The sequence below is a fragment of the Hymenobacter busanensis genome, from assembly GCF_008727865.1.
GTDB lineage: Bacteria > Bacteroidota > Bacteroidia > Cytophagales > Hymenobacteraceae > Solirubrum > Solirubrum busanense.
In genome coordinates, this window is sequence record NZ_VTWU01000003.1 from 256,929 (window position 1) to 278,401 (window position 21,473).

The following is a 21,473-nucleotide window of genomic DNA, read 5'->3' on the forward strand; positions in this document are numbered from 1 at the left end:
CAGGGGGCCTGCCAAACAAAATGCTGCTATGCGGGCTTTTTTACCTCGCTGCACCACACCTCCACCCGCATGGCCCACGGATTTTTAGACCTGATCAAGCAGAAGTTTGGCGAAGGCCACTACGACGGCGACCAGTACGGCGGCGCGGCCGGCCGCGACGGCAGCGGGCTGCCCACCGGCGCCCCCAACAACTTCATGTTTGCCACCGGCATCGAGTGCTCGTACCCCACCATCGACCAGGGCCGCACCCGCCGCGACCAGCTGGCCGAGTGCTTTCACTACGAGCGGTTCAAAGAAGACTTGGCCTTGGTGAAGGAACTGGGGCTGAAAGTGCTGCGCTACGGCCTGCCGTACTACAGCATCCACCGCGGGCCGGGCAAATACGACTGGGAGTTTGCCGACGCGGCCATGCACGAGATGAAGCGCCTTGGCATCACGCCCATTCTCGACCTGCTGCACTTCGGCGTGCCCGACTGGATCGGCAATTTCCAGAACCCCGAGCTGCCGGTGCATTTTGCCGAGTATGCCGGAGCCGTAGCCCGCCGCTACCCGTGGGTGCGCTACTACACGCCCATCAACGAAATCTACGTGACGGCCAAGCTCAGCGCCCGCGACGGGGTGTGGAACGAGCAGCTGAAAACGAGCCGCGGGTTTGTCACCTGCCTCAAGCACTGTGTGGCGGCCAGCATCATGGCCAACCAGCAAATTGCCAAGCACCGCCCCGACTGCATCATCGTGCAAAGCGAATCGGCGGAGTTCGTGCACCAGCTGTGCGCCAACCCCAACGACCAGTACAAGCTCGACAACAAGTTACGCTTCCTGGCCCTCGACCTGCTCTACGCCCACCACCCCGATGCCGACGTGCTGAATTTCCTCTACGACAACGGCCTGACCCGGCCGGAGTACGAGTGGTTTATGGCCGGCGAACCGCCCGGCTACCAGATAATGGGCAACGACTACTACGGCCGCAATGAGTGGATCATTCTGCCCGACGGTACCCGCCAAACCAGCATGGATGTGCTCGGCTGGTATAACATCACCAAGGAGTATTACGAGCGGTACCGCAAGCCCGTGATGCACACCGAAACCAACGTGTTCGACGCCAGCGAGGCCCCCGGCTGGCTCTGGAAACAGTGGGTCAACATCCTGCGCATGCGCGAAGATGGCGTGCCCGTGCTCGGCTTCACGTGGTACTCGCTCATCGACCAGGTAGACTGGGACATTGCCCTGGGCGAGAAAATCGGGAAAGTCAATGCCTGCGGCCTTTTCGACCTCGACCGCAACCCCCGCCCCGTAGCCGAAGCCTACAAGATGCTGCTCAAGGAATACGGCCAGATTACCATCGTGCCGCACGGCGAGTTGTTTGAAGTAACCAAGCAGCCCGCTACCCTCAAGGTAGAAGTGTAGGCAACGGCCAACAGAATACGACTCAAACGGCCACCAGTATTAAGCAAAACAGCCCGGCTCCTCGCGGAAGCCGGGCTGTTTTGTAAGCAGGCAAGAGCTACTCCGTAGCTCAGCCGACAGGCACTATTGCACCACGATTTGCTTGGTGGCAACCTGCGTGCCGGCCTGTACGCGCAACGTGTATACGCCAGCAGCCAGCGTGCTAACGTCTACTTGCGTTTGCGTGCCAGCGGCTTCCAAGGGCAGCGTGCGCACTTGCACCTGCTGACCCAGCGTGTTGAGCAGGGTGAGGTTTGCCGAACGCTCGCCTTTCAGGGCGGGCAGGTTCAGCGTGAAGCTGCCGCTAGCCGGGTTGGGGTAGGCTGCAATGGCGTTGGCCAGCTCGGTGTTGCGGGTAGCCGAAACGGCCAGCAGGCTTACGTCGATGCCCAAGCGCGTGCGCAGGGTGGTGGTGCCTACTTCGTTCCAGGTGGTGGTGCCGCCCACTTGGTAGTAGAAGGTAGCGGCGCGCAGCGGATCTTCTACCTGGTAGCCGATGCCTACGTTGCCCGAAATTTCGCGCAGACCTACGTAGAACGGACCGTTAACCGTGACCGAACCCGTGATGGGAATCGTAACAACGCCAGCAGCCGTCGGGCGGTTTTGCGTCGGCGACGAGTACACCACCGTGCCGGGCGTGCCCGTAGCAGTAGCGTTCAGAATCACCACTTGGTAGGTAGAAGTGGTAGTGGGGTTGGCCAGGAAATTCAGGCTCACCTGGCTCACGTTGGTGGGCTGCGCTACCGTGTATTTAACGGCCAGAATGCCGTTCGGCGTGGTGGCAGATACGCCAACGCTGGCCGTAACCGGCTGCGAGGCATCCAGGTACGAGAGCTGCGAGGTGGTAACCGCCTGCGTGACAGAAGCGGTGTTGTTGGCCGCGCCGCCGTCGGCCGGCAGGGTTACGGTTACGGTGTTGGTGCCGGTGGTAGCCGTTACGGGGAAGGCCGCGAACGTAACCGTGGTGGAAGCACCCGGGGCCAGCGAGGCGATGAGCTGCTGGTTGGTGAAAGTGGTGGCGCCGGTTACGTCCAGCGTTACCACGCGGTTGGTAATGGCTGCGCTACCTGCGTTGCGGATAACGGCCTGAACCGTTACCGGCGAAGCCAGCGGCGACACTTTGCCCAGCGTGTAAACCGAGGCTACAGCCGCGTCGTTGGCGGGGGCCGGAGCCAGCGCCGTAGCGCAGATGGTGAAGGCACCTTGGGTGTCGGCCGAGCCGTAGCCCGCAACCGAAACGAAATAGGTAGTGTTGGGCGTGAGGGTGGTTACCGTCAGCGGAGCCGATACGGTGTTGTTGGTAGTGCCGGCGGCGCAGGCAACTTCGGTGAACGGACCAGCCGCGCCGTTCGTGCTCGAGAACAAGCGCAGGTAGCCAGCCGGGGCACCCGTTACGGTGATGGTTACGCCCGTGCTACCAGCAGAGCCGCTGGCAGCCGTGGTGAACTGGTACCACACATCTTTGGGAGAAGCAGCAATACCGCAGCCGGCCAGGCCGGGGTTCGTGTAGCCATTGGCCGTAGTGGTGGTAGCAGCAGTGTTCGTGCCGTTAACAGGCGTGCAGGTTGCGCCCAAAGGCAGCACGATGGCACCCGACGGGTTGTCGTTGGTAATGGCCGGCGTCGTGAAAGAAACCGACGAAACCTGGGTAGAAGGCGTGCCAGCGCAGTTCGCCACAATGTTAACCGTGTACGCGGTGTTGAGCGTCAGGCCCGACAGCGTAATCGGCGAAGCCGTGGGAGCCGGCGTAACGGTGGTGGTGTTGGCCGGCGTAGCCGTGGGGAAGTACGTAACCGTGTAGGTCGTATTCCCCGCGCCCGGCGTGAAGGCAATCTGCGCCGACGTGGTCGTAACGTTCGATGCCACCAAACCCGTAGCAGCCGGGCAGGTGATGGCGGCCAAGCCGGTCAACTGAATGTTGGGACGAGTGGTGCTGAGCGTACCCGTGGTGGTCGAGGGCGTGGTATCGTCGTTCCAGTACTGCGCTTGGTTGGTGCCGGTCACATTGCTGCGGAACACCTTGCCGGTGCTGGTTTCGTTGCCGGCACCGGTGGCGTTGGTTTCCACAATGACTTCCAAGTTGCTGGTGCCGTTGTAGGCAAACGGCGTCGTCAGCGGCACAGTTACCCAGCTATTGGCCACAAACGACGTTGCCGGAATCGTGGCGTCGTATACCAGCGTAGCACCGGTTTCTTCGGCGGCTACCGTGGTAGCAGCCGCAAAGGTGGCGTTACTAACCGTTTTCAGGTAGATTTTGGTGGGCGCGGCACCCGGCGCGCTTACCGAGTTGAGGTAGAACCCGATCTGGGTAATGTTGCCGCTGCTGCCGATTTCCGACGGCGTATAAATCAGTGCGCTGCGCTCGAAACCGTACCAGGTGCCGAGCGGACGGCGGGCACCAGCCGTGTTGGGGTTACCGGCCGGAACGGTAATTTGGGCCATAACGGCCGGGGCCAGCAGCAGCGCCGAAGCCAGCGTCAGCAGCCGTGTGTGCCACTTGCTCCGCGAGCGTGTGGGTGATGTAAAGGTTCTGGTCATGCGTTGGAATAAGAAAATGAAGGGAAAAGAAATGCCAGGGGACAGCCAGCAGGCTCTAAAGTAAGGTATTATTGCTATTGCACGCGCTTATCGAGCCCTAAAAAGATTAGCGCTAGAACTCGTTTTCTTATCGGTTTGCCAGCCTGGCAAGGGACGGCCCCGTATCTGCACGTAGGCAAGTGGCGCACTAGAAGCAGGTGAAATACTGCTGTTTTCACGTCTTCCTGCTGATTTCATATGTCGCCGCCGCTTTCTCTGGTTTTCCTGCACTACTGGGCCGGCTCCGGCCGCGAGTGGCACCCGCTTATCACTGCCCTCGGGCTGGAGTGCGAGTGCCTGGCCCCCGACCTGCCGGGTTTCGGCGATGCACCACCGCCGGCCCGATTCACGCTGGATGCCTACGCCGATGCTGTAGCTCAATTCATGGCCGAGAAAAACCTAGCCGAATACGTGTTGGTGGGGCACAGCATGGGCGGCAAAATCGCCTTGGCCCTGGCCGCGCAGCGCCCGAACGGGTTGCGCGGCGTGGCCCTGCTCGCCCCCTCGCCGCCCACCCCCGAGCCGATGACCGAAGCCGCCCGAGCCGCTGCGCTGGCCGCTTACGGCAACCCGGCCGCGGCGGCGGCCACAGCTGAGCGCATTACCGCCCGGCCCATGCCCGATGCCGAGCAGCAGCAAGTCATTGCCGACAACCTGCGCACCAGCCGCGCCGCCTGGGAGTGGTGGTTGCTCTACGGCAGCCGCGAAGACATTGCCGCCCGCTTGCCCCAGCTGCAAGTGCCGGTGTTGCTGCTCTGCGGCACCGCCGACGCGGCCATTCCGGCGCAGGTGCAGCAAACCGAAACCCTGCCTTATTTGCCTGTCGGCACCACCCTGCATTTGCTGGAAGGCGTCGGGCACCTGCTGCCGCTCGAAGCACCCGGCGAAGTAGCGGTGGCGTTGCGGCAGTTCATTGCCGAACTCACACCGCCAAGCCCGCGCTAACCCCAGCGGGCATCCCGCCGTTGTAGCAGCCTGCCGCCCTTCTTCGTTGCCTTCCCCCAACAACCGGGCTATGACCCTGCTTACCCGCTTACAGGTTGCCGCGCGTCGGCACTGGCCGCATTACGTGGCCGAGGCCGCCGGGCTGGCTTTCTTCGTTGCCTGTGCCAGCCTGCTCACGGTGTTGCTGGAGCACCCTTCGTCGGGGGTGCGGCAGGCGCTGGCCCTGCACCCGTTGGGGCGCCGGGCGCTGATGGGCGTGGGCATGGGCTTCGTGATTGTGGCAGTGGTGTATAGCCCGTGGGGCAAACGCTCGGGCGCACACATCAATCCCGCGGTTACTTTGGGCTTCTGGCAGCTGGGCAAAATCAGCACCGCCGATGCCCTCTGGTACGTGGCGGCCCAAACGGTAGGTGGTACTGCCGCCGCCTGGGCGCTGAATGCGTTTCTGCACCAATGGCTGGCTCACCCGGCCATCGGCTACAACCAAACGCTGCCGCCGCCCGGCCCCAACGGCTGGTGGCTGGCTTTGGGGGCCGAGGCGCTTATCAGCTTTGTGCTGATGCTGGTGTTGCTGTGGGCGCTGCACTCGGCGCGCTTCAAAACCTACACCGGGTGGCTGGTGGGTGTGCTGCTGGCCGTCTACATTGTGGTGGAAACGCCGTATTCGGGCATGAGCCTGAACCCGGCCCGTTCCTTGGCCACGGCGCTGGTAGCCGGCAACCTGCACCACTACTGGATTTACGTTGCCGGACCTTGCGCGGGTACTTGGCTGGCTACGGTGTTGTTTCTGCGCTGGCACCACGGGCAGTCGTTGGCCTGTGCTATTCTGGCCGGTTGCGAAGCGGCAGCCAACAGCCCCCACGCCACCGAGCCGCCACACTACCCCGACCGAACCGCCGCCGACTGAGGCCGCAAGGCAAGGTGTCCTCAAGCGCACGGCCTGCGGGAACCGCGTTCGGGAAGCAGTCGGCCGGATTGCCGGTCCACCGAACCACCACTCGCAACGAGGACGTGCTCGGATGCGTCTCTACAATACCCACTCTTTCTTCCTCTTCCAACCAACTCTCCCAGCCATGTGCGGCCGCTACACCTTTACCACACCGGCCCCTACCGCCGAAAAGCGCTTCGACGCCGGTTTTGCCGACCCCGCGCCCACTACCTACAACGCGGCGCCCTCGCAGCAACTGCCCATCATCACCAACCACGACCCCGGCCGCATCCACCTGCTCAACTGGGGCCTCGTGCCGGCTTGGACCAAAGACCTGCGCCAAGCGCCCAAGCCCATCAACGCGCGCGCCGAAACGCTGCCCGAAAAGCCCTCGTTTCGGCAGCTGCTGCAGCGCCGCCGCTGCCTCGTGCTGGCCGACAGCTTCTACGAGTGGCAACAGCTGGCGGGCCGCAAAACGCCCTACCGCATTCTGCGCGAGGACGAGCAGCCGTTTGCCTTTGCCGGCCTCTGGGACGAATGGGCCGACCGCAGCACCGGCGAAGTGGTGCCCACGTTCACCATCATTACCACCGAGCCGAACGAGCTGATGGCCAAGCTGCACAACCGCATGCCCGTTATCCTGCCCAACCGTGCCGCCGAGCTGGCCTGGCTCGACGACAACACCTCGGCTGCCGACCACCAAGCGCTGCTGCGCCCGCTGCCCGACGGGGTGCTTAAAGCCTATGCCGTAACCACACGGGTCAACTCGCCGGCCCACAACGACCCTTCGGTGCTGGAGCCGGCCGCGGCGTAATCAGGTTGCTATTTCTCTAAATAACACGGCGTCGGGAGCAGCACGAAGGACCTTCGTGCTGCTCCCGACGCCGTATAACTTCCAGCCGGCGGCCTTAATAGCCGCCGCGCATGCGGTGCCGACGACGCGCGGCCATGCGGCGGTTTGTCTTGCGCTTTTTGCGCTTGAACTTAAACACGCTACCCAGCACGTGGTCGGCCGAGGGAGTTACGGCTTCCGGGGTAGCGGCAGCAGTGCTCGGGGCGGCGTAGCTGGCCTCGAAAGGAGCCGCGGCCAATACGGCCAGCATCAGAGAAAAGCAAAGCGTTTTCATAGCGGTGGTGCTTGTATTATTTTGGGCAAGTGTGACTGTTTGGTGATGCAAGATTACAGATCGTTCCTTGCTTAGTGCAACCACATGATGATGTGAAAACGCAAAATGCCCCGCCCGGCTGCACGAAGTCAGCCGGGCGGGGCACGTATGGTAGTAACCGAAAAAGCGGTTACTTCTGGTCTTTATTGGCCTGCGGTGCCTTGTTTTTGGCCGCGCCCTTGTCGTCGTTGCCGCCGTCGGTCAAGTCGTCGATGGCGTCACCGATTTCGTCGGAATAGCGGTTAAGCACGAACACGGTGCCAATGGCCAGCACGGCAATCGACAGCACGAGTTGCGTGGTGGTCATGCGTTGGCTGGCTTTGCGCAGCAGCGTGCCGCCGTGGTGCAGCAGGTCTTCGATGTGCTCGTTGTTGCCGGTGATGACGTGGTACGCGCTTTCGAAGGTGCGCGTCAGGTCTTCGGGCATAATTTTCTCGAGTTGTTGCTCCAGTTGGTTGTCCATGGGTCGGAGGTCGGTAAGGTGTATGGCTGAGAGGTCAGACTGTGTCGGCCGGGGCCGTGGGGCGTTTACGCAAAAAAGCCGCCGGGGTGACCCGGCGGCTGTAATTTTTTCCACCAGTCGAGCTTCCGCGTCAGGGCTCGACCACCACCAGCCGGGCGCTGCTGCGGCCATCTTCCTGCACGTGGCAATGATACGTGCCTGCCGCCAGCCCGGTGGGCCGAAACACCAGGGCCTGCTGGCCGCGCGGCAGCACCCGGTCGACGAGGCGTTGCACTTCCCGGCCCACGTGGTCGTACACCACCACTTGCACGTGCCCGCCTTGGCACTCGAAGGCCACGGTGGCCCGGTCGCGCACGGGGTTGGGGTACACGCTGAAGCCGGCCACTTCCACATCGGCGGCCGTGGTGGTGCCGTTCACCACGCCGGGGCGCAGCACGGGTACGTAGGGAAACGCTTGGCCGAACAGGGCGGTGAGTGTGGCCGCCGGCACCGCAAACCAGTCTTTCAGAATGGATGCGTAAATGGCCCGGAAATCAAACTGCATGGGCACGTTGTCGTTCACACCCACCGAGGCGGGCAGCTGCACGTTTTGCCCGTGAATGAGCGGGTTAACGCTCGTGCCAAACACAAACAGCGGAGCCGCCGCGCCGTGGTCGGTGCCGAAACCCGAGTTGGACTTGATGCGCCGGCCGAACTCCGAAAACGTCATGCCCACCACGCGGTGCTGCACGCTCAGGCGCCGCAAATCATCCTGAAACGCCTCCACCGCCTGCGACACCTTGCCCAGCAGCGTGGCGTGGGTGCCGGTGGTGGTCGGGCCGGTGGTGGGTACCTGCGTGGCGTGGGTATCGAAGCCGCCGAGGTTGACGCAGTAGATGCGCGTTTGCAGGCCACCGGCAATCAGTTGAGCCACAATCTTGAGTTGGTCGGCCAAGGTGTTTTGCCCGGCCGTGGGCCAGAGCGGCGACAGGTTGCGGGCTGCCGCTGCCGCCCGCTGAATGGCCGTGGTGTACACCTGCGTTTGTTGCACCACCTGCCGGATAAACGTCAGTTCGTGGCCGGCCGGGGTGTTGGGCGCCTGGTCTACAGTGCCCGTCAGCAGCTGGTAAAACGAGGATGTGCTGGCAATGGCCATGCCCATATTCACGGTAGGGCCTTGCACGCAGTTGCTCACCACCGAGCCCACCGTTACGGCCAACGGGTCGGGCACTTGGGCGTTGGGGTATCCGGTCGGAAAGCCGGGGTATTCGCCGTCGAGGTAGCGGCCGGCCCAGCCGGTAGTCCAAGTCACGTTCGAGGCCGAGGCCGAGGTCCAGATGTCGGTGGCGCGGAAGTGCGAGAAGTTGGGGTTGGGGTAGCCCACGCTCTGCACCACGCCCACCTGGGCGTTGTCGTAAAGTCCTTTCAGCCCCGCCATGGCCGGGTGCAGACCGGTAGCCTGTGTGAGCGGCAGCACCTGGTTCTGGGGCAGTGCAATGTTGCCGCGCGCGGCCATCAGGGCCGGGTACTGATCCAGCGGAATGACCATGTTTAGGCCGTCGTTGCCGCCGTTCAGTTGCACCAGCACCAGCACGCGGTCGGTTTGGGTGGCGGCGTTTGTCAAGGCCGCCAGCACCGCGTTGTCGTCGCCGTAGGCCGCTATCGGAAAGCCGTTCAGCAGCATCGGCAGCACCGCGCCCGCCGCCGTGGTTTGAATAAAGTCTCTGCGTTTCATGGTGTCAATGGCTAAATGGCTGAACTGTTAAATGGCTATCGAAAAGAGCCAAAGGACCGGTCGACGAACGAGCAGCCATTTAGCCATCGAGGCATTTAACCATCAAGACAATTGGTATTCGGCTTGGCTGAGCATGACCTTGAGCAAGGCCCGCAGCTTGGTGGCCACCGCGTTGCGCTTGGTGGTGTTGGTAGGCGCGGCTAGGTAGTCCCACCATTCGGTCGTCCACTCAAAATCGGGCAAGCCGGGCAGCAGCGTGTCGTTCAGAAACGCCAGCTGGTTGGCCGTGAGTGGGAAAGGCATCAGCAAGTCCACCAAGGACTGAATGAGCAGGTTGGGGTCTTCGGCCGTGGCGGGGGGCAGGCTTTCGACAAACGCCACCGGGTCGGCTACCAGCTTGAAGCCGCTGCGGGTGGTGCCGTTGGTACTCACCATCAGGTCGGAGAACTGGCTGCGGCGCGGCAGCGTCACCGCGTTTATCCACAGCTCGTTGAACTGCGGCGTTTGGTAGTAAGCGGCCCAGCCGGCCACGTTGGGCGGGTCGCCCAGGTACTGCTGCTGCAGGCTGGTAGTGCTGTTGAGGTAGTCCCACACGCTGTATTGCACGGCGGGGTTGCTGGCGGGCGGCATGGGAATTTCGAGCTGCCGGCAAATGCCGAGGGTGAAATCGAGCGGGCTTTTGATGTAGCAGCCCGTGTTCACGCTGTCGAAGAAATGCTCGCTTTCCAGCAGCGTGCGAAGCACCGGCGCCACGTTATAGCCGTTTTGCTGCAGCTGCTGGGCCAGCGGCACAATCACGTTTTGCTCGGTGGTAGCATCGATGATGTAGTACACCAGCCAGCGGTAAAGCTTGCGCACCAAGAAGCGGGCGGTTTCGGCTTGGTCGAACACCAAGTCGACCAGGGCCTTGTATTCCTGGTCGCCGGCATTGGCAATGGTGCGGTTCTGGAAGGCGCTGCTGAACTGCTTGGTGGAGGTGTCGTGGCGCGAGGCGGTGAAGTAGCCCTGCTGCGTGGTCGCGTTGTCGCGCCAGCCGGTCAGCACTTTGGCGGCGGCTTGCACGTCGGCCTCGGTGTAGGTGGTGTAGTTGCCCGGCCCGATGAGCGGCCCTTTGCCCACCGTAAACAGTTCCAGCAGCTCACGACCGTAGTTTTCGTTGGGCGCGGTGGCGGTGCTTTGGTTGCCGTTGAGGTAGCGCAGCATGGCCGGCGTCACAGTCACGTCCTTGGCCAGCTGCTTGATGTTGCCCAGCGCGTGCTGGCGCAGCAGGGCCGCATACTGGTAGCCGTAGCGCGCGTCGTTGATGTCGCTGAATTCGATGACGAAGTGGTTGTGCCAGAACACCCACATTTTCTCCACCAGCGTGCTGCCCTGCAACACCTGCCCCAGCCACCACGACCGCAACGAGGCGCGCCGCACGCCCTCAAAGTTCTGATCAAACGCCTGCGTGGTCCAAGTCTGCCCGATCGGCACGCTCGTATCGGTAGCCGATACGTTGACGGGCGGCGCGGGCGCGGCAGGGGCCGTCAGCAGGCCGTTGAGCACCTGCGTGAGCGACGAAGCCGTGGCCGTGGCAATGTTGGCTTTGGTGGGCCCAAACAAGCAGCGCCGCAGCAAATGCGCCGCTTGCACCTTGGTCCACGGCCCCGTGTAGGGCGCCAGACCGGCGGTGGTGCGCGGCAGGTTGGGCAGCGTTTTGTTGGCGTAGCGGCTGACAGTTTCGGGCGGGTCGGTGGGCGCGGTCAGGGCGGTGGCGCGGGTCGGGTCGTCGGTGCCCAGGGGCGCGGCCAGCACGGCAGCTGGTTTGCGGAGGAAAGCTCGGCGGTCCATAGGCAGCTCGGGAATAAAGGTGTTGGGGTTGTGGAGGCAGAAACGGGATAAAAGATAAGCGTTTCCACTCGTTCTGTTGCTCCGCTCTGCCTAAGATCTGTCTTAATACCGAAAGTTTAATGTGTGTTTCCGCTTCCAGCCCATCGGCTGATGGAAGGGTAGGCTGAAAACGCACCGCAGCCGACCCGCCCCAAAGGCAAGCCGGCTGCGGTGCACAGAATAAACGGCTGACTATTTGCCCTGAAACGCAGGTTTGCGCTTTTCACCGAAGGCTTTCACGCCTTCCTGGTAATCCTCCGATTCGCCTGCAATCTGCTGGCAGAAGGCCTCGTAGTCGAGCATCTCGTCGAGGGTCGACGCCCCGGATTTGTTCAACATCTGCTTGATCAGCCCAATGGCTTTGGTGGGCGCCGTGGCGTAGCGCGTCGCCAAGCCGTAAGCGGCCTCGTCGAGCTGCTCGGGTGCCACTACCTGGTTCACCAAACCCAGGCGCAAAGCTTCGTCGGCTGGCACTTTCGAGCCGAGCGCGCACAACTCAAACGCCTTCAGGGAGCCAACGAGGCGCGGCAGGAAGTACGACGAGCCCGAGTCGGGCACGAGGCCGATGTTGATGAAGACCTCAATCAGCGAAGCATCGGTGGAAGCCACGATGGCGTCGCAGGCCAGGGCCAACGAGCAGCCAGCACCCGCCGCCACGCCGTTGAGGCGGCAGATAATGGGCTTTGGCAGTGCCCGCATGGCCCGAATGATGGGGTTGTAGCGCTTGTGCAGCGAATCGTAGAACGAGCGTTTTTCGCCCGTGCTGGCGCCCTTCAAATCCTGCCCCGAGCAGAAGGCCCGGCCGGCGCCCGTGAGCACCACGGCGCGCACCTGCGCGTCGCGGGCTACCTGCTTCAGCGCATCCTGCAGCTCGTAGCTCTGCGGGTCGTTGAAGGCATTGAATACCTCGGGGCGGTTGAGGGTGATGGTGGCCACGCCGTCGGGGCGCACCTCGTAGAGCAAGCAGGTGTAGTCGGGCATCGGGAGGAAACGTTAGGCCGGCAAGTTGGCAAAAGCCCGCGGCAAAACCGTGGAAGCCGCCGCGTTTACCTCGCCTGCAGCAAGGCTTCGGCCAGCAACAGGTCTTCGGGCGTCGTTATCTTGAGGTTGCGGTAGTCGCCTTCCACCAGCCGAATCGGGTGCAGATCTTCCACCACGCTGGCGTCGTCGGTGAAGGTCGGCAACTCGGGCAGCTGGTAGGCGCGGCGCAGCAAGTTCAGCTCAAAGCACTGCGGCGTTTGCACCAGCCGCAGCCGCGCGCGGTCCAGCGCATACGAGCCGTCTTTCGAGAGTCCGCGCACCGAATCCTTCGGGGCCACGGCCGCTATGGCCGCGCCGTGCTCGGCCGCGGCCGTGTAGGTGTTGTTGATAACCGTCAGCGGCGTGAGCGGCCGCACCCCATCGTGCACCGCTACCACGCCTTCGGCATGGGCTTTCAGCTCGGCCAGGCCCTGCCGCACCGAGGCCCAGCGCGAGGCCCCGCCGGCTACCACCGTATGCGGAATCTGGACCGAATGCTCCGCACACAGCTGCTGCCAGGTGGCAAACTGGTCGGCGGGCAACACCAGTACCAAACGCGCTACCTGCAAGGTCGGCTCGGCAAAGCGGCGCAGCGTGTGCAGCAGCACCGGCTCGCCCAACAGCGGCAGAAACTGCTTGGGCCGGTCGGCGCCCATGCGCATGCCACTGCCGCCGGCCACAATGATGGCAAAGCGTGGAAGGGATGAGGAAACAGCTGGTGATGCGGTGGACGGTAACACGCTACGGGTAGCCGAATCGGAAACAGTAAGCCCGATGCCGCCCCGCTGTAAATGTAAAAGCCCGGCCGTGTTTCCACAGCCGGGCTTTGCAAAGCGGGGGCGAAGATGACCGGTTACAAGTCAGCTCCTCACGCCAGTTACAGAATCAGCATGGCGTCGCCGTAGCTGAAGAACTTGTACTTCTCTTTAATGGCCAGCTTGTAGGCCTCCATCAGGAACTCGTGGCCGGCGAAGGCCGAGGCCAACATCAGCAGGGTGCTTTCGGGCAGGTGGAAGTTGGTGAGCAGCGCGTTGGCAATCTTGAACTCGAAGGGAGGGAAGATAAACTTGTCGGTCCAGCCTTCGGTGGGCTTCAGGCGGGCGTTGGCCGACACCGACGACTCCATGGCGCGCATGGAGGTAGTACCCACGGCGCACACGCGCTTTTTCTGGTCGAGGGCGCGGTTTACGATGGCCGCCGCTTCGGTGGGCACGGAGAAATTCTCCGAGTCCATCTTGTGCTTGGTCAGGTCCTCCACGTCTACCGGGCGGAAGGTGCCCAAGCCCACGTGCAGCGTCACCGCCGCCATGTCTACGCCCTTGATTTCGAGGCGCTTCATCACTTCGCGGGTGAAGTGCAGGCCCGCCGAAGGCGCGGCTACCGCGCCCGTGTGCTTGGCGTAAATGGTTTGGTACCGCTCTTTGTCGGCCGGCTCGGCGTCGCGCGTAATGGCTTCGCGGGGCAGCGGCGTCTCGCCCAGGTCGTGCAGGGCTTTGTAGAAGTCCTCGTCCGAGCCGTCGTACAGAAACTTGATGGTCCGGCCGCGCGAAGTCGTGTTGTCGATAACTTCGGCTACTACAATGCCGTCGTCGTCGAAGTACAGCTTGTTGCCCACGCGGATTTTGCGCGCCGGGTCCACGAGCACGTCCCACAGGTGAAGCTCCTTGTTTAGTTCGCGCAGCAGGAACACTTCGATTTTGGCACCGGTTTTCTCCTTGTTGCCGTAGAGTCGGGCCGGAAACACCTTCGTGTCGTTGAGCACCATTACGTCGCCCTCGTCAAAGTATTCGATGATATCTTTGAACATGCGGTGCTCGATGCGGCCCGAGTCACGGTGCAACACCATCAGACGCGATTCGTCGCGCTGCTTGGCGGGGTGTTGGGCTACCAGACTTTCGGGCAGGTCGAACTTAAATTCGGACAGTTTCATGGCCGTCGGGATGGGCAGGCAAGACCTGGGGTAAATACAAAAAAATTTCGGATTGCAAAAGTACGCAGCCTGGCCGGATATATCGTTACTTTTCGCCCGAAAATCCTAAGGAGTGAACGGCTCCGCAGCCGAATGGTTAAGCCCTTGCCTGTTTTTCGGCGGCCGTACCTCCAACCCACGAGGATTGCCGTCCTTTGCCCGACCTAGTTGATCTACCCTTGATGAAAACGCTGCGCCTGGTTCTCGAAAGCTTTCGGTTTGCGTGGCAGGCGCTGCGCGCCAACTTGCTGCGCACCATTCTGTCGCTGCTGGGCGTCACAGTGGGCATCTTCGCCATCATTGCCGTTTTCACCGTCGTCGATTCGCTCGAGGCCAGCATCCGGCAGAGCATGAACTTCGTGGGCGACAAGGTGATTTATGTGCAGAAATGGCCCTGGGCTTTCGGGGGCGAATACCCGTGGTGGAAATATTTCAACCGCCCCTTGCCCACCCAGCGCGAGTTCCGCTCTCTGCAGCGCCTGCTGCCCGCCGACAGCCACCGCGGCGTGGCGTTGTTTGCGGCCCAGGGCGGCAACACCCTCAAGGCCGGCGACAACAGCGTGGAAAGCGTGGCCCTGCAAGGCGTCACCTTCGACTTTCGCCGCGTGTCCGACGTGCCCGTGACCGAAGGCCGCTACTTCTTGCCGCAGGAGGTGGAAGGCGCTGCCAACGTGGCCATCGTAGGCTACGATATTGCCCACAACCTGTACCCCAACGGCTCGGCCCTGGGTAAGGTGTTTCGCACCCGCGGGCAGAAATTCACCATTGTGGGCGTGATGGAAAAGGAAGGCAAGAAGCTGCTCGACACGCCCAGCAACGACACCAACGTGCTGGTTCCGGTCGGGGCCTTCAGCAAGATTTTCGCCATCAGCACGGGTGGATTCACCGGGGCGCAGGCCATTCTGGCCGTGAAAGGCCGCGACGACGACCCCGGCCTGCAAAACCTCGAATCGGAAATCCGCGGGGCCATGCGCAACATCCGGGGCCTCAAGCCGCGCGAAGAAGACAACTTTGCCCTCAACCGCCCCGAAATGCTGGCCGACGCCATTACCAAGCTCTTCAGCGTGATTGGGTTGGTGGGGGCTGTCATCGGCTCGTTTGCCATTCTGGTAGGCGGCTTCGGCATTGCCAACATCATGTTCGTGTCGGTGAAAGAACGCACCAACATCATCGGCATTCAGAAGTCGCTCGGCGCCAAAAACTACTTCATCCTGTTCCAGTTCCTCTTCGAGGCTGTGTTCCTGTGCCTGATTGGCGGCGCGGCCGGGCTGTTCTTGGTCTACCTCATCACGCTGGTGCCGCAAGACTCACTGAAGGTATTCATGTCCATGAACCGCATCGTGCTGGGCCTGAGCTTGTCGGTGGTCATTGGCGTGCTGTCGGGCATCATTCCGGCGGTGCTGGCCTCCAACATGGACCCCGTTATTGCCATTCGCTCCAAGTAGGGCCGAAACAGCCCCTGTATCCGGGGCCGGGTTAGGCTTATTTTGGCTGAAAAAAGTAACAGCTTGGTAGCAGGATGTTAATAAATTGTTAAATTGCGGGTCCGTACTTTTGGTCGCTCCGCCTGCTGGCGGAGCGGCTTTTCTTTTGCCCTTTTCTTTCCCCTTCACCCGGTCCGCCGCGCTCGATAATGTGCGGTAGCTCAGCTCTCAGGCGGACCCGCCTAACCCATCAGCGTGGCCATGACCAAACTGAAAAAAACCAGCAAAACCAAGCTTCAGGAAGAAGCACACAACGCCGGCAGCGGCCGTACCATCGTGCAGCCCGACGTCAACGACAATAAGGTAACGTCCATCACCGAACTGCGCGAGCAGGCTGGCGCCAATACTACCGACGCCGGTACGCTGGAAGACGAGCACCGCATTCGGAAAGCCTTCGTCGACAAAGACTGGAACGAGATTAAGATTGCCGACTCCTGGCAGATCTTCAAGGTGATGGCCGAGTTTGTGGAGGGCTTCGAAAAAATGTCCAAAATCGGCCCTTGTGTGTCGATTTTCGGCTCAGCCCGCACCAAACCCGACAACCCTTACTACCAAATGGCCGAAGAAATTGCGGCCAAGCTGGTGCGCCACGGCTACGGTGTTATCACCGGCGGCGGCCCTGGCATCATGGAAGCCGGCAACAAAGGTGCCCGCAGCGAGGGTGGCAAGTCGGTAGGTCTCAACATCGAACTTCCTTTCGAGCAGACGCACAACATCTACATCGACCCCGATAAGGTTATCAACTTCGACTACTTCTTCGTGCGCAAGGTGATGTTCGTGAAGTACGCCCAGGGCTTCATTGGCATGCCCGGCGGCTTCGGCACCCTCGACGAGCTTTTCGAGGCCATTACCCTGATTCAGACCCGCAAAATCGGCCGTTTCCCCATCGTGCTGGTGGGCTCGGCCTACTGGAAAGGCTTGTTCCAGTGGATTGAGGACGTGATGCTGCACGAGGAGCACAACATTTCGGCCGAAGACATGCAGTTGGTGCAAATTGTGGACGACGCGGCCGAGGCCGTGAAAATCATCGACGATTTCTACCACAAGTACCTGCTCTCACCCAACTTCTAAGGCACGAGAGGCTTTGCCTCAGGCAATTGGCGGATGCGACTTCGGTTGCGTCCGCCAATTTTGTTTTAGCAAGGGTATGTTGCTTTTTAAATAAATTATTGAATATATTGGCCTGGCCCGAAGCCGTAGTTGCGGCTGGTTATCGATCAATCTCCACCTTTTCATGCTGCGCATTATGCGTTCTACCAAACACGTTTATGTAGTGCCCCGGTGGGGCGGCTCAGCTTCCAGCGACTGGTATCCTTGGCTCAAAGAGCAATTGGAAGCTTCCGGCAGCGAAGACAATTGCGTTTACCAAGTTCATCTGCTGAACATGCCTTCGTGGGACTTGCCCACCATCCAGCAGGCCAACGCCTACCTGGCCCAAGTGCTGCCGCCTGCTCAACTCAACGAAGATGTGTACCTGGTGGGGCACAGCGTGGGTTGCTTGGCTATTCTGCACTACCTCGCGCAAGCCGGCCAAGAAGCTCCTACTGCCCAGGTGGGCGGGGTACTGTGCGTGGCCGGCTGGTTCTCGGTCGACAGCCCGTGGCAGGACATTCTGAACTGGATGGATGCGCCCATCGACTACGAGCAGGCCCGGCGCCTGATTCCCGAAGACAAGCTCATGGTGCTGCTTTCCGACGACGACCCTTACACCTCGGGCTACCAGCAAAACGAGCAGCTGTGGGTAGAACGCCTGCACGCCCGCGTGAGCATTCTGGCTGGCCGTCAGCATTTCAGCTCCGCCCTCGATATGGACGTGCGTGACGCCGTGCGCGACCTGGCCGGTGCCTGGACCGAGCCCATGGAGCGCGTGTCGTAACCAATCGGCGGTTGCCTTGTATACACACCGGCGGCGGAAGTATTTCCGCCGCCGGTGTTCTTTTGTGCCCGTGACGGTAGACTACGATTATTTGCTGGCGGGCGGCGGCGCGGCCGGACTGAGCCTGGCGTACCACATCAGCCAGGAGCCGCGGCTACGCCATAAGCGTGTGCTGCTGCTCGAGCCCGCGGCAAAAGACCAGAACGACCGCACGTGGTCGTTCTGGACCGACGAGCCAACGCTTTTCGACGCCATAGTAGCCGCTGAATGGCGGCAGCTGGCCTTCCGGAGTCCGCAGCTCGATGTGGTGCGTCCCTTGCAGCGGCACCGCTACTGCACCGTTCGTGGCATCGATTTCTACCGTTTCGTGCGGGCTGAGCTGGCCAAACGCCCCGAGCAGTTTACGTGGGTGCCCACGACTGTAGACAGCCTCGAAAACGGCGCTATGGGAGTAGTAGCCTGCACACCCCAGGGCGAGTTTACGGCCCGCTACGCCTTCGATAGCCGCCCGCCCCAATTGCTGCACGACCCCAAGTACCGCTATTTGTGGCAGCACTTTGTGGGGTGGGAAGTGGAAACCGATTACGACGCTTTCGACCCCGACACGCCGGTGTTCATGGATTTTCGGGTGCCGCAGGGCCACGAATGCCGGTTCGTGTACGTGTTGCCGTTCAGCAAGCGGCGGGCATTGGTCGAGTACACGTTGTTTTCGGGCGCGCAACTGCCGCGGCACGAGTACGAAGACGCTTTGCGGCTGTATTTGCAGGCATTCTTGGCGGGCCGCACGTACCGTATCATCGAAACCGAAGCTGGCGCGATTCCCATGACCGACCAGCCGTTTGCCGACCGCTCAGGCACCAACATTGTGCACCTGGGTACCCGGGGCGGGCGCGTGAAGGCCAGCACTGGCTACGCGTTCCGGCGCATGCAGCAGCACGCCGCCCGCCTCACCGCCGCCCTTGCCGCCACCGGCCGCCTGCCCGCCGACCTCACCGGTGACCAATGGCAATTCCGCCTCTTCGATACCCTGCTGCTCGACATTATGCAGCGGCAAGGCGAAACCACCCGCGACATTTTTGCCGAGCTGTTTGCCCATAACCCCGTCGAGCGGATTCTGGATTTTCTCGATGAGCGCACCAGTTGGGCCGACAACCTGCGCATTATGAACTCGGTGAAACCGTGGCCGTTTTTGCGCTCCATCGGCCACGTACTGCGCGGCCGGCCCGGAAAACGCCGCATCAGCTAGCCGCCAAGAGCGACGGGCCGCATTTAGTGCCGCATCAAGCTGGCTTCGTCTTCCAGCCACTCGCGAGCGGCAGCTACAGTGGCTTCGCTAAGTGGCTCAAGTTGCGGCTGCGGGGCAGAAAGGTTCAGCAGGAAGCCGGGCAGGTTGGGAAGCTGGTCGAGGTCGTGGGTGATGCAGAGGACGGTTTTCTGGCGGGTCTGGACCCAGGTTTCCAGCAGCCGGAACACACGGCGACGGTAGTACACGTCGAGTTGCTGGGTGGGCTCATCGAGGAGCCAGAGGGCCGCATCCTGCAACAGCAGCTGGGCCAGCCACACCAGCTGCTGCTCGCCGCCCGAGAGCTGCGGAAAGTCGCGGTGGGCGAGGTGCGTGGCGCCTACCTGGGCCAGGGCGTCATCGGCCAGGGCGTAATCTGCGGGGGAATAGCCGGCCAGCAGGCCGCGACGGTGCCGGAAGCGGCCCATGACTACCAATTCGCGCACTTCGATGGGAAACGCCACGGCGTTGCGCTGCGGCAGATGCGCCAAGAGCCCGTCGGCAACGCGGCGCGGCAAACGCAGCACGTCTTGGCCCGCCAGCTCGATGCGGCCCTGGTAGGGCAACTGGCCGGTGAGCACGCGAAAGAGCGTGGTTTTGCCCGCACCGTTGTGCCCGATGATGGCCACAAAAGCCGGCGCGTCGAGGCGCAAAAAAAGGTTGCGGAGCAGAACGCGTTGTTCGTACCCCGCAACCAGATTCTCCACGCTGAGCGTGGGAGCTGATGATGATTGGCTAACGGCTGATTGGTGGTTGTTCACGCGCAAAACGCGGGCAGACCGGCTGCCCCATAACAATCAGCAAGCCCAACCAGCACTTAGTATTCGTCTTCGTTAAACATGAAGTCTTCCTTGGTCGGGTAGTCCGGCCACACCTCCTCGATGCTTTCGTAGGGCTGGCCGTCGTCCTCAAGGGCCTGCAGGTTTTCTACGACTTCCATCGGGGCGCCCGAGCGAATCGAGTAGTCGATCAGCTCGTCTTTGGTGGCGGGCCAGGGAGCATCTTCCAGGTACGAGGCGAGTTCCAGGGTCCAGTACATATCGTGGTAAGCAAAAAAGGTGGGTAAAATGAAGCGCCGGGGCGCAAGCAAAAAGGCGGCCATTGGGGCGGGCCTTGCCAGCGTGTCAGGATGCGCTACTGTGTCCCGACAACGTAAAATATCAGGAAATGTTGGTGGCGCCTTCGTAGCGGCGCCGCACCAGGTCCATCAGGTCGTTTTTGGTGCGGATCTTCCGCTCGAACGTGCGGATTTTGCTCTGCAGCATGTTGCGAAAAGCCTCGTTGGCCGGCGCGTCGGAGAGCTTGCCCAGGTTTTCTTCCAGCACGGCCTGCTCTTGCCGGTCGTACTTGATGAAGTCGCGCAGGGCCGTCAGGCGCAGGTTCAGCTGCTCCTGGCTGGTGGGCTTGGGGCCGTCCTGCGGCAGGCGCTTGCGCACGTAGTGCTCCAGGGCACTCAGCTCAAACACCTTGTCGCAGGCGCCCAGGAAGGCCTCCCACACCTGGTCCGACTCGGGCCCGCGCACGGGGCCGACCTTTTTCCAGGCGGCTTGCAGCTCCTTGGCGCGGTTCACGGCCTCGTGCATGGGGCGTTCCAGCAGAGCTTCGGCTTCGGCCACCAGGGCGCGCTTGCGGCCCAGGTTGTCGTCCATGTAGTTGTCCTTCACCTCCACCCGCTTGCTGCTGATGTGGTCTTTCAGGCGGTCGAAGAAGCGGTTGTGGGCGGCCCGGAAACGCGTCCACAGTTCGTTGGCTTGTTTGCGCGGCAGCGAGCCGCCAATTTCCTTCCACTCCTGCTGCAGCACCTTCAGCTTCTGGGTGGTTTCTTCCCAGTCCTCGGAGTTCTGCAGCGCCTCGGAACGCTGAATCAGCGCCTTGTACTTGTCGAGGGAGCGGTTGGTCATGGCCTTTTTATCGGCCTGGAATGCCTTGCGGCGGGCGAAGAACCGGTCGACGGCGGCTTGGAAGCGCTGTTCGATTTCCTCGGTAATGTCTTTGTGCACCGGCCCGGTCTTGATCCAAGCCTGGCGCAGGTCTTTCAGCTCGTCGGCGCCGGCCTGCCAGTCCACCGTGTTGCTCAGGGCTTCGGCCTGCTCGATGATGCTGATTTTGGTGGCCAGGTTTTTCTCGCGGTTGCGGGCCACCAGGGTCCGAATGTTGTCTTCGGCCGCGGTGAGGCGGTTGTGCAGCTCGGTGAAGTCGCCGAGGCCGTCGTAGGAGCCAATTTGCTCCTTCAGGTGCAGGGCTTTCATCAGAAACGAACCCTTGTTTTCGGATTCGTCGATGCGGGCCAGCAGGTCATCAACCTTGGCGCGGAACGCCTCAAAACGCTGGGCGAAGTAAACGAGGGCAGCCTCCGGGGTATCTTTGACTTGACCGACCTGGCGGGCCGGGAAATCCATGAACGGCTTCAGCCAAACCTGGGTGTCTTCGATATAGCCAAACTGGCGGGCCTGGTTCAGCAGGTGCTCTTGCTGTTCCATAGGGATAAAAGGAGCGGGAATAAAGGTGTGAGCGGAGAGGAAGTGGAGCGCGAAAAACGGACGAATGTACGGCTTTTGTGTTTTCCAAAGAAGCAACAGAAAAAGCTGCTATCCAAGGGTAATTTGGGCGGAACGTTGCCGGACGGGCAAAGGTTGGCCGCCGGGGCAAGATACTGTAACGCGCGGGCTGTAGCTTTGTGAGAACGGCAAGTTTTTCTCCCGGCAACGGGAGCAGCGCGGCCGTTGCGTTCCGT

At 61.9% G+C, this 21,473-nt stretch carries 19 protein-coding genes; 8 read left to right on the forward strand and 11 right to left on the reverse strand.

Going from position 1 to position 21,473, the window contains the following annotated elements; translation table 11 throughout:
- The first annotated feature begins 69 nt into the window (after positions 1-69).
- On the forward strand, positions 70-1,407 hold the full coding sequence (locus F0P96_RS08990) for a family 1 glycosylhydrolase (protein WP_151078529.1): 1,338 nt from the start codon (positions 70-72) through the stop codon (positions 1,405-1,407).
- Positions 1,408-1,530: 123 nt separating this feature from the next.
- Here F0P96_RS08990 and F0P96_RS08995 read toward each other — a convergent pair whose 3' ends face one another.
- Positions 1,531-3,984, reverse strand: a complete 2,454-nt coding sequence (locus tag F0P96_RS08995) for a T9SS type A sorting domain-containing protein (protein WP_151078530.1) — start codon at positions 3,982-3,984, stop codon at positions 1,531-1,533.
- A 237-nt stretch (positions 3,985-4,221) separates the two neighbouring features.
- Between F0P96_RS08995 and F0P96_RS09000 the strand changes: the two genes are divergently transcribed.
- The 3 genes from F0P96_RS09000 to F0P96_RS09010 all read left to right on the forward strand — a co-directional run bounded on the left by F0P96_RS09000 (position 4,222) and on the right by F0P96_RS09010 (position 6,710).
- Positions 4,222-4,968 (forward strand): alpha/beta fold hydrolase, encoded by a 747-nt coding sequence (locus F0P96_RS09000; RefSeq protein ID WP_151078531.1) that lies wholly within the window; start codon positions 4,222-4,224, stop codon positions 4,966-4,968.
- Between the two features lie 70 nt (positions 4,969-5,038).
- Entirely contained in the window at positions 5,039-5,875 is an 837-nt protein-coding gene (locus F0P96_RS09005) for an MIP/aquaporin family protein (RefSeq protein ID WP_151078532.1), read from the forward strand.
- Between the two features lie 166 nt (positions 5,876-6,041).
- Complete coding sequence (locus F0P96_RS09010) at positions 6,042-6,710, forward strand: SOS response-associated peptidase (RefSeq protein WP_151078533.1); 669 nt, start codon at positions 6,042-6,044, stop codon at positions 6,708-6,710.
- A 94-nt stretch (positions 6,711-6,804) separates the two neighbouring features.
- Here F0P96_RS09010 and F0P96_RS09015 read toward each other — a convergent pair whose 3' ends face one another.
- The 7 genes from F0P96_RS09015 to queA all read right to left on the reverse strand — a co-directional run bounded on the left by F0P96_RS09015 (position 6,805) and on the right by queA (position 14,058).
- Complete coding sequence (locus F0P96_RS09015) at positions 6,805-7,023, reverse strand: hypothetical protein (protein WP_151078534.1); 219 nt, start codon at positions 7,021-7,023, stop codon at positions 6,805-6,807.
- A 169-nt stretch (positions 7,024-7,192) separates the two neighbouring features.
- On the reverse strand, positions 7,193-7,525 hold the full coding sequence (locus tag F0P96_RS09020) for a hypothetical protein (protein ID WP_151078535.1): 333 nt from the start codon (positions 7,523-7,525) through the stop codon (positions 7,193-7,195).
- Between the two features lie 130 nt (positions 7,526-7,655).
- Complete coding sequence (locus tag F0P96_RS09025) at positions 7,656-9,239, reverse strand: DUF1501 domain-containing protein (RefSeq protein ID WP_151078536.1); 1,584 nt, start codon at positions 9,237-9,239, stop codon at positions 7,656-7,658.
- Positions 9,240-9,341: 102 nt separating this feature from the next.
- Positions 9,342-11,069, reverse strand: coding sequence for a DUF1800 domain-containing protein (locus F0P96_RS09030; RefSeq protein ID WP_151078537.1), 1,728 nt, complete (start codon positions 11,067-11,069; stop codon positions 9,342-9,344).
- A 231-nt stretch (positions 11,070-11,300) separates the two neighbouring features.
- Positions 11,301-12,089, reverse strand: a complete 789-nt coding sequence (locus F0P96_RS09035) for an enoyl-CoA hydratase-related protein (RefSeq protein WP_151078538.1) — start codon at positions 12,087-12,089, stop codon at positions 11,301-11,303.
- 65 nt (positions 12,090-12,154) lie between these two features.
- The gene (locus F0P96_RS09040) at positions 12,155-12,868 is read right to left on the reverse strand and encodes a 2-C-methyl-D-erythritol 4-phosphate cytidylyltransferase (protein ID WP_262714353.1); all 714 of its coding nucleotides are present in this window, start codon (positions 12,866-12,868) and stop codon (positions 12,155-12,157) included.
- A 137-nt stretch (positions 12,869-13,005) separates the two neighbouring features.
- Positions 13,006-14,058 (reverse strand): tRNA preQ1(34) S-adenosylmethionine ribosyltransferase-isomerase QueA, encoded by a 1,053-nt coding sequence (gene queA, locus F0P96_RS09045; RefSeq protein WP_151078539.1) that lies wholly within the window; start codon positions 14,056-14,058, stop codon positions 13,006-13,008.
- Between the two features lie 221 nt (positions 14,059-14,279).
- Between queA and F0P96_RS09050 the strand changes: the two genes are divergently transcribed.
- The 4 genes from F0P96_RS09050 to F0P96_RS09065 all read left to right on the forward strand — a co-directional run bounded on the left by F0P96_RS09050 (position 14,280) and on the right by F0P96_RS09065 (position 18,703).
- Complete coding sequence (locus F0P96_RS09050) at positions 14,280-15,542, forward strand: ABC transporter permease (protein ID WP_167291186.1); 1,263 nt, start codon at positions 14,280-14,282, stop codon at positions 15,540-15,542.
- Positions 15,543-15,782: 240 nt separating this feature from the next.
- Complete coding sequence (locus F0P96_RS09055) at positions 15,783-16,652, forward strand: LOG family protein (protein WP_151078541.1); 870 nt, start codon at positions 15,783-15,785, stop codon at positions 16,650-16,652.
- A 175-nt stretch (positions 16,653-16,827) separates the two neighbouring features.
- Positions 16,828-17,457 carry an RBBP9/YdeN family alpha/beta hydrolase gene (locus F0P96_RS09060; protein ID WP_160620269.1) on the forward strand — a complete coding sequence of 210 codons (630 nt, stop codon included), beginning with the start codon at positions 16,828-16,830 and terminating at the stop codon, positions 17,455-17,457.
- A gap of 70 nt (positions 17,458-17,527) precedes the next feature.
- A complete protein-coding gene (locus F0P96_RS09065; RefSeq protein ID WP_160620267.1) occupies positions 17,528-18,703 on the forward strand; it encodes a lycopene cyclase family protein in 1,176 nt (391 codons plus the stop codon).
- A 23-nt stretch (positions 18,704-18,726) separates the two neighbouring features.
- Here F0P96_RS09065 and F0P96_RS09070 read toward each other — a convergent pair whose 3' ends face one another.
- The 3 genes from F0P96_RS09070 to F0P96_RS09080 form a co-directional block, all read right to left on the reverse strand.
- A complete protein-coding gene (locus tag F0P96_RS09070; protein ID WP_235917438.1) occupies positions 18,727-19,500 on the reverse strand; it encodes an ABC transporter ATP-binding protein in 774 nt (257 codons plus the stop codon).
- Positions 19,501-19,556: 56 nt separating this feature from the next.
- On the reverse strand, positions 19,557-19,778 hold the full coding sequence (locus F0P96_RS09075) for a DUF2795 domain-containing protein (protein ID WP_022821757.1): 222 nt from the start codon (positions 19,776-19,778) through the stop codon (positions 19,557-19,559).
- Positions 19,779-19,899: 121 nt separating this feature from the next.
- Positions 19,900-21,219, reverse strand: coding sequence for a DUF349 domain-containing protein (locus tag F0P96_RS09080; RefSeq protein ID WP_151078544.1), 1,320 nt, complete (start codon positions 21,217-21,219; stop codon positions 19,900-19,902).
- Positions 21,220-21,473: the final 254 nt, after the last annotated feature.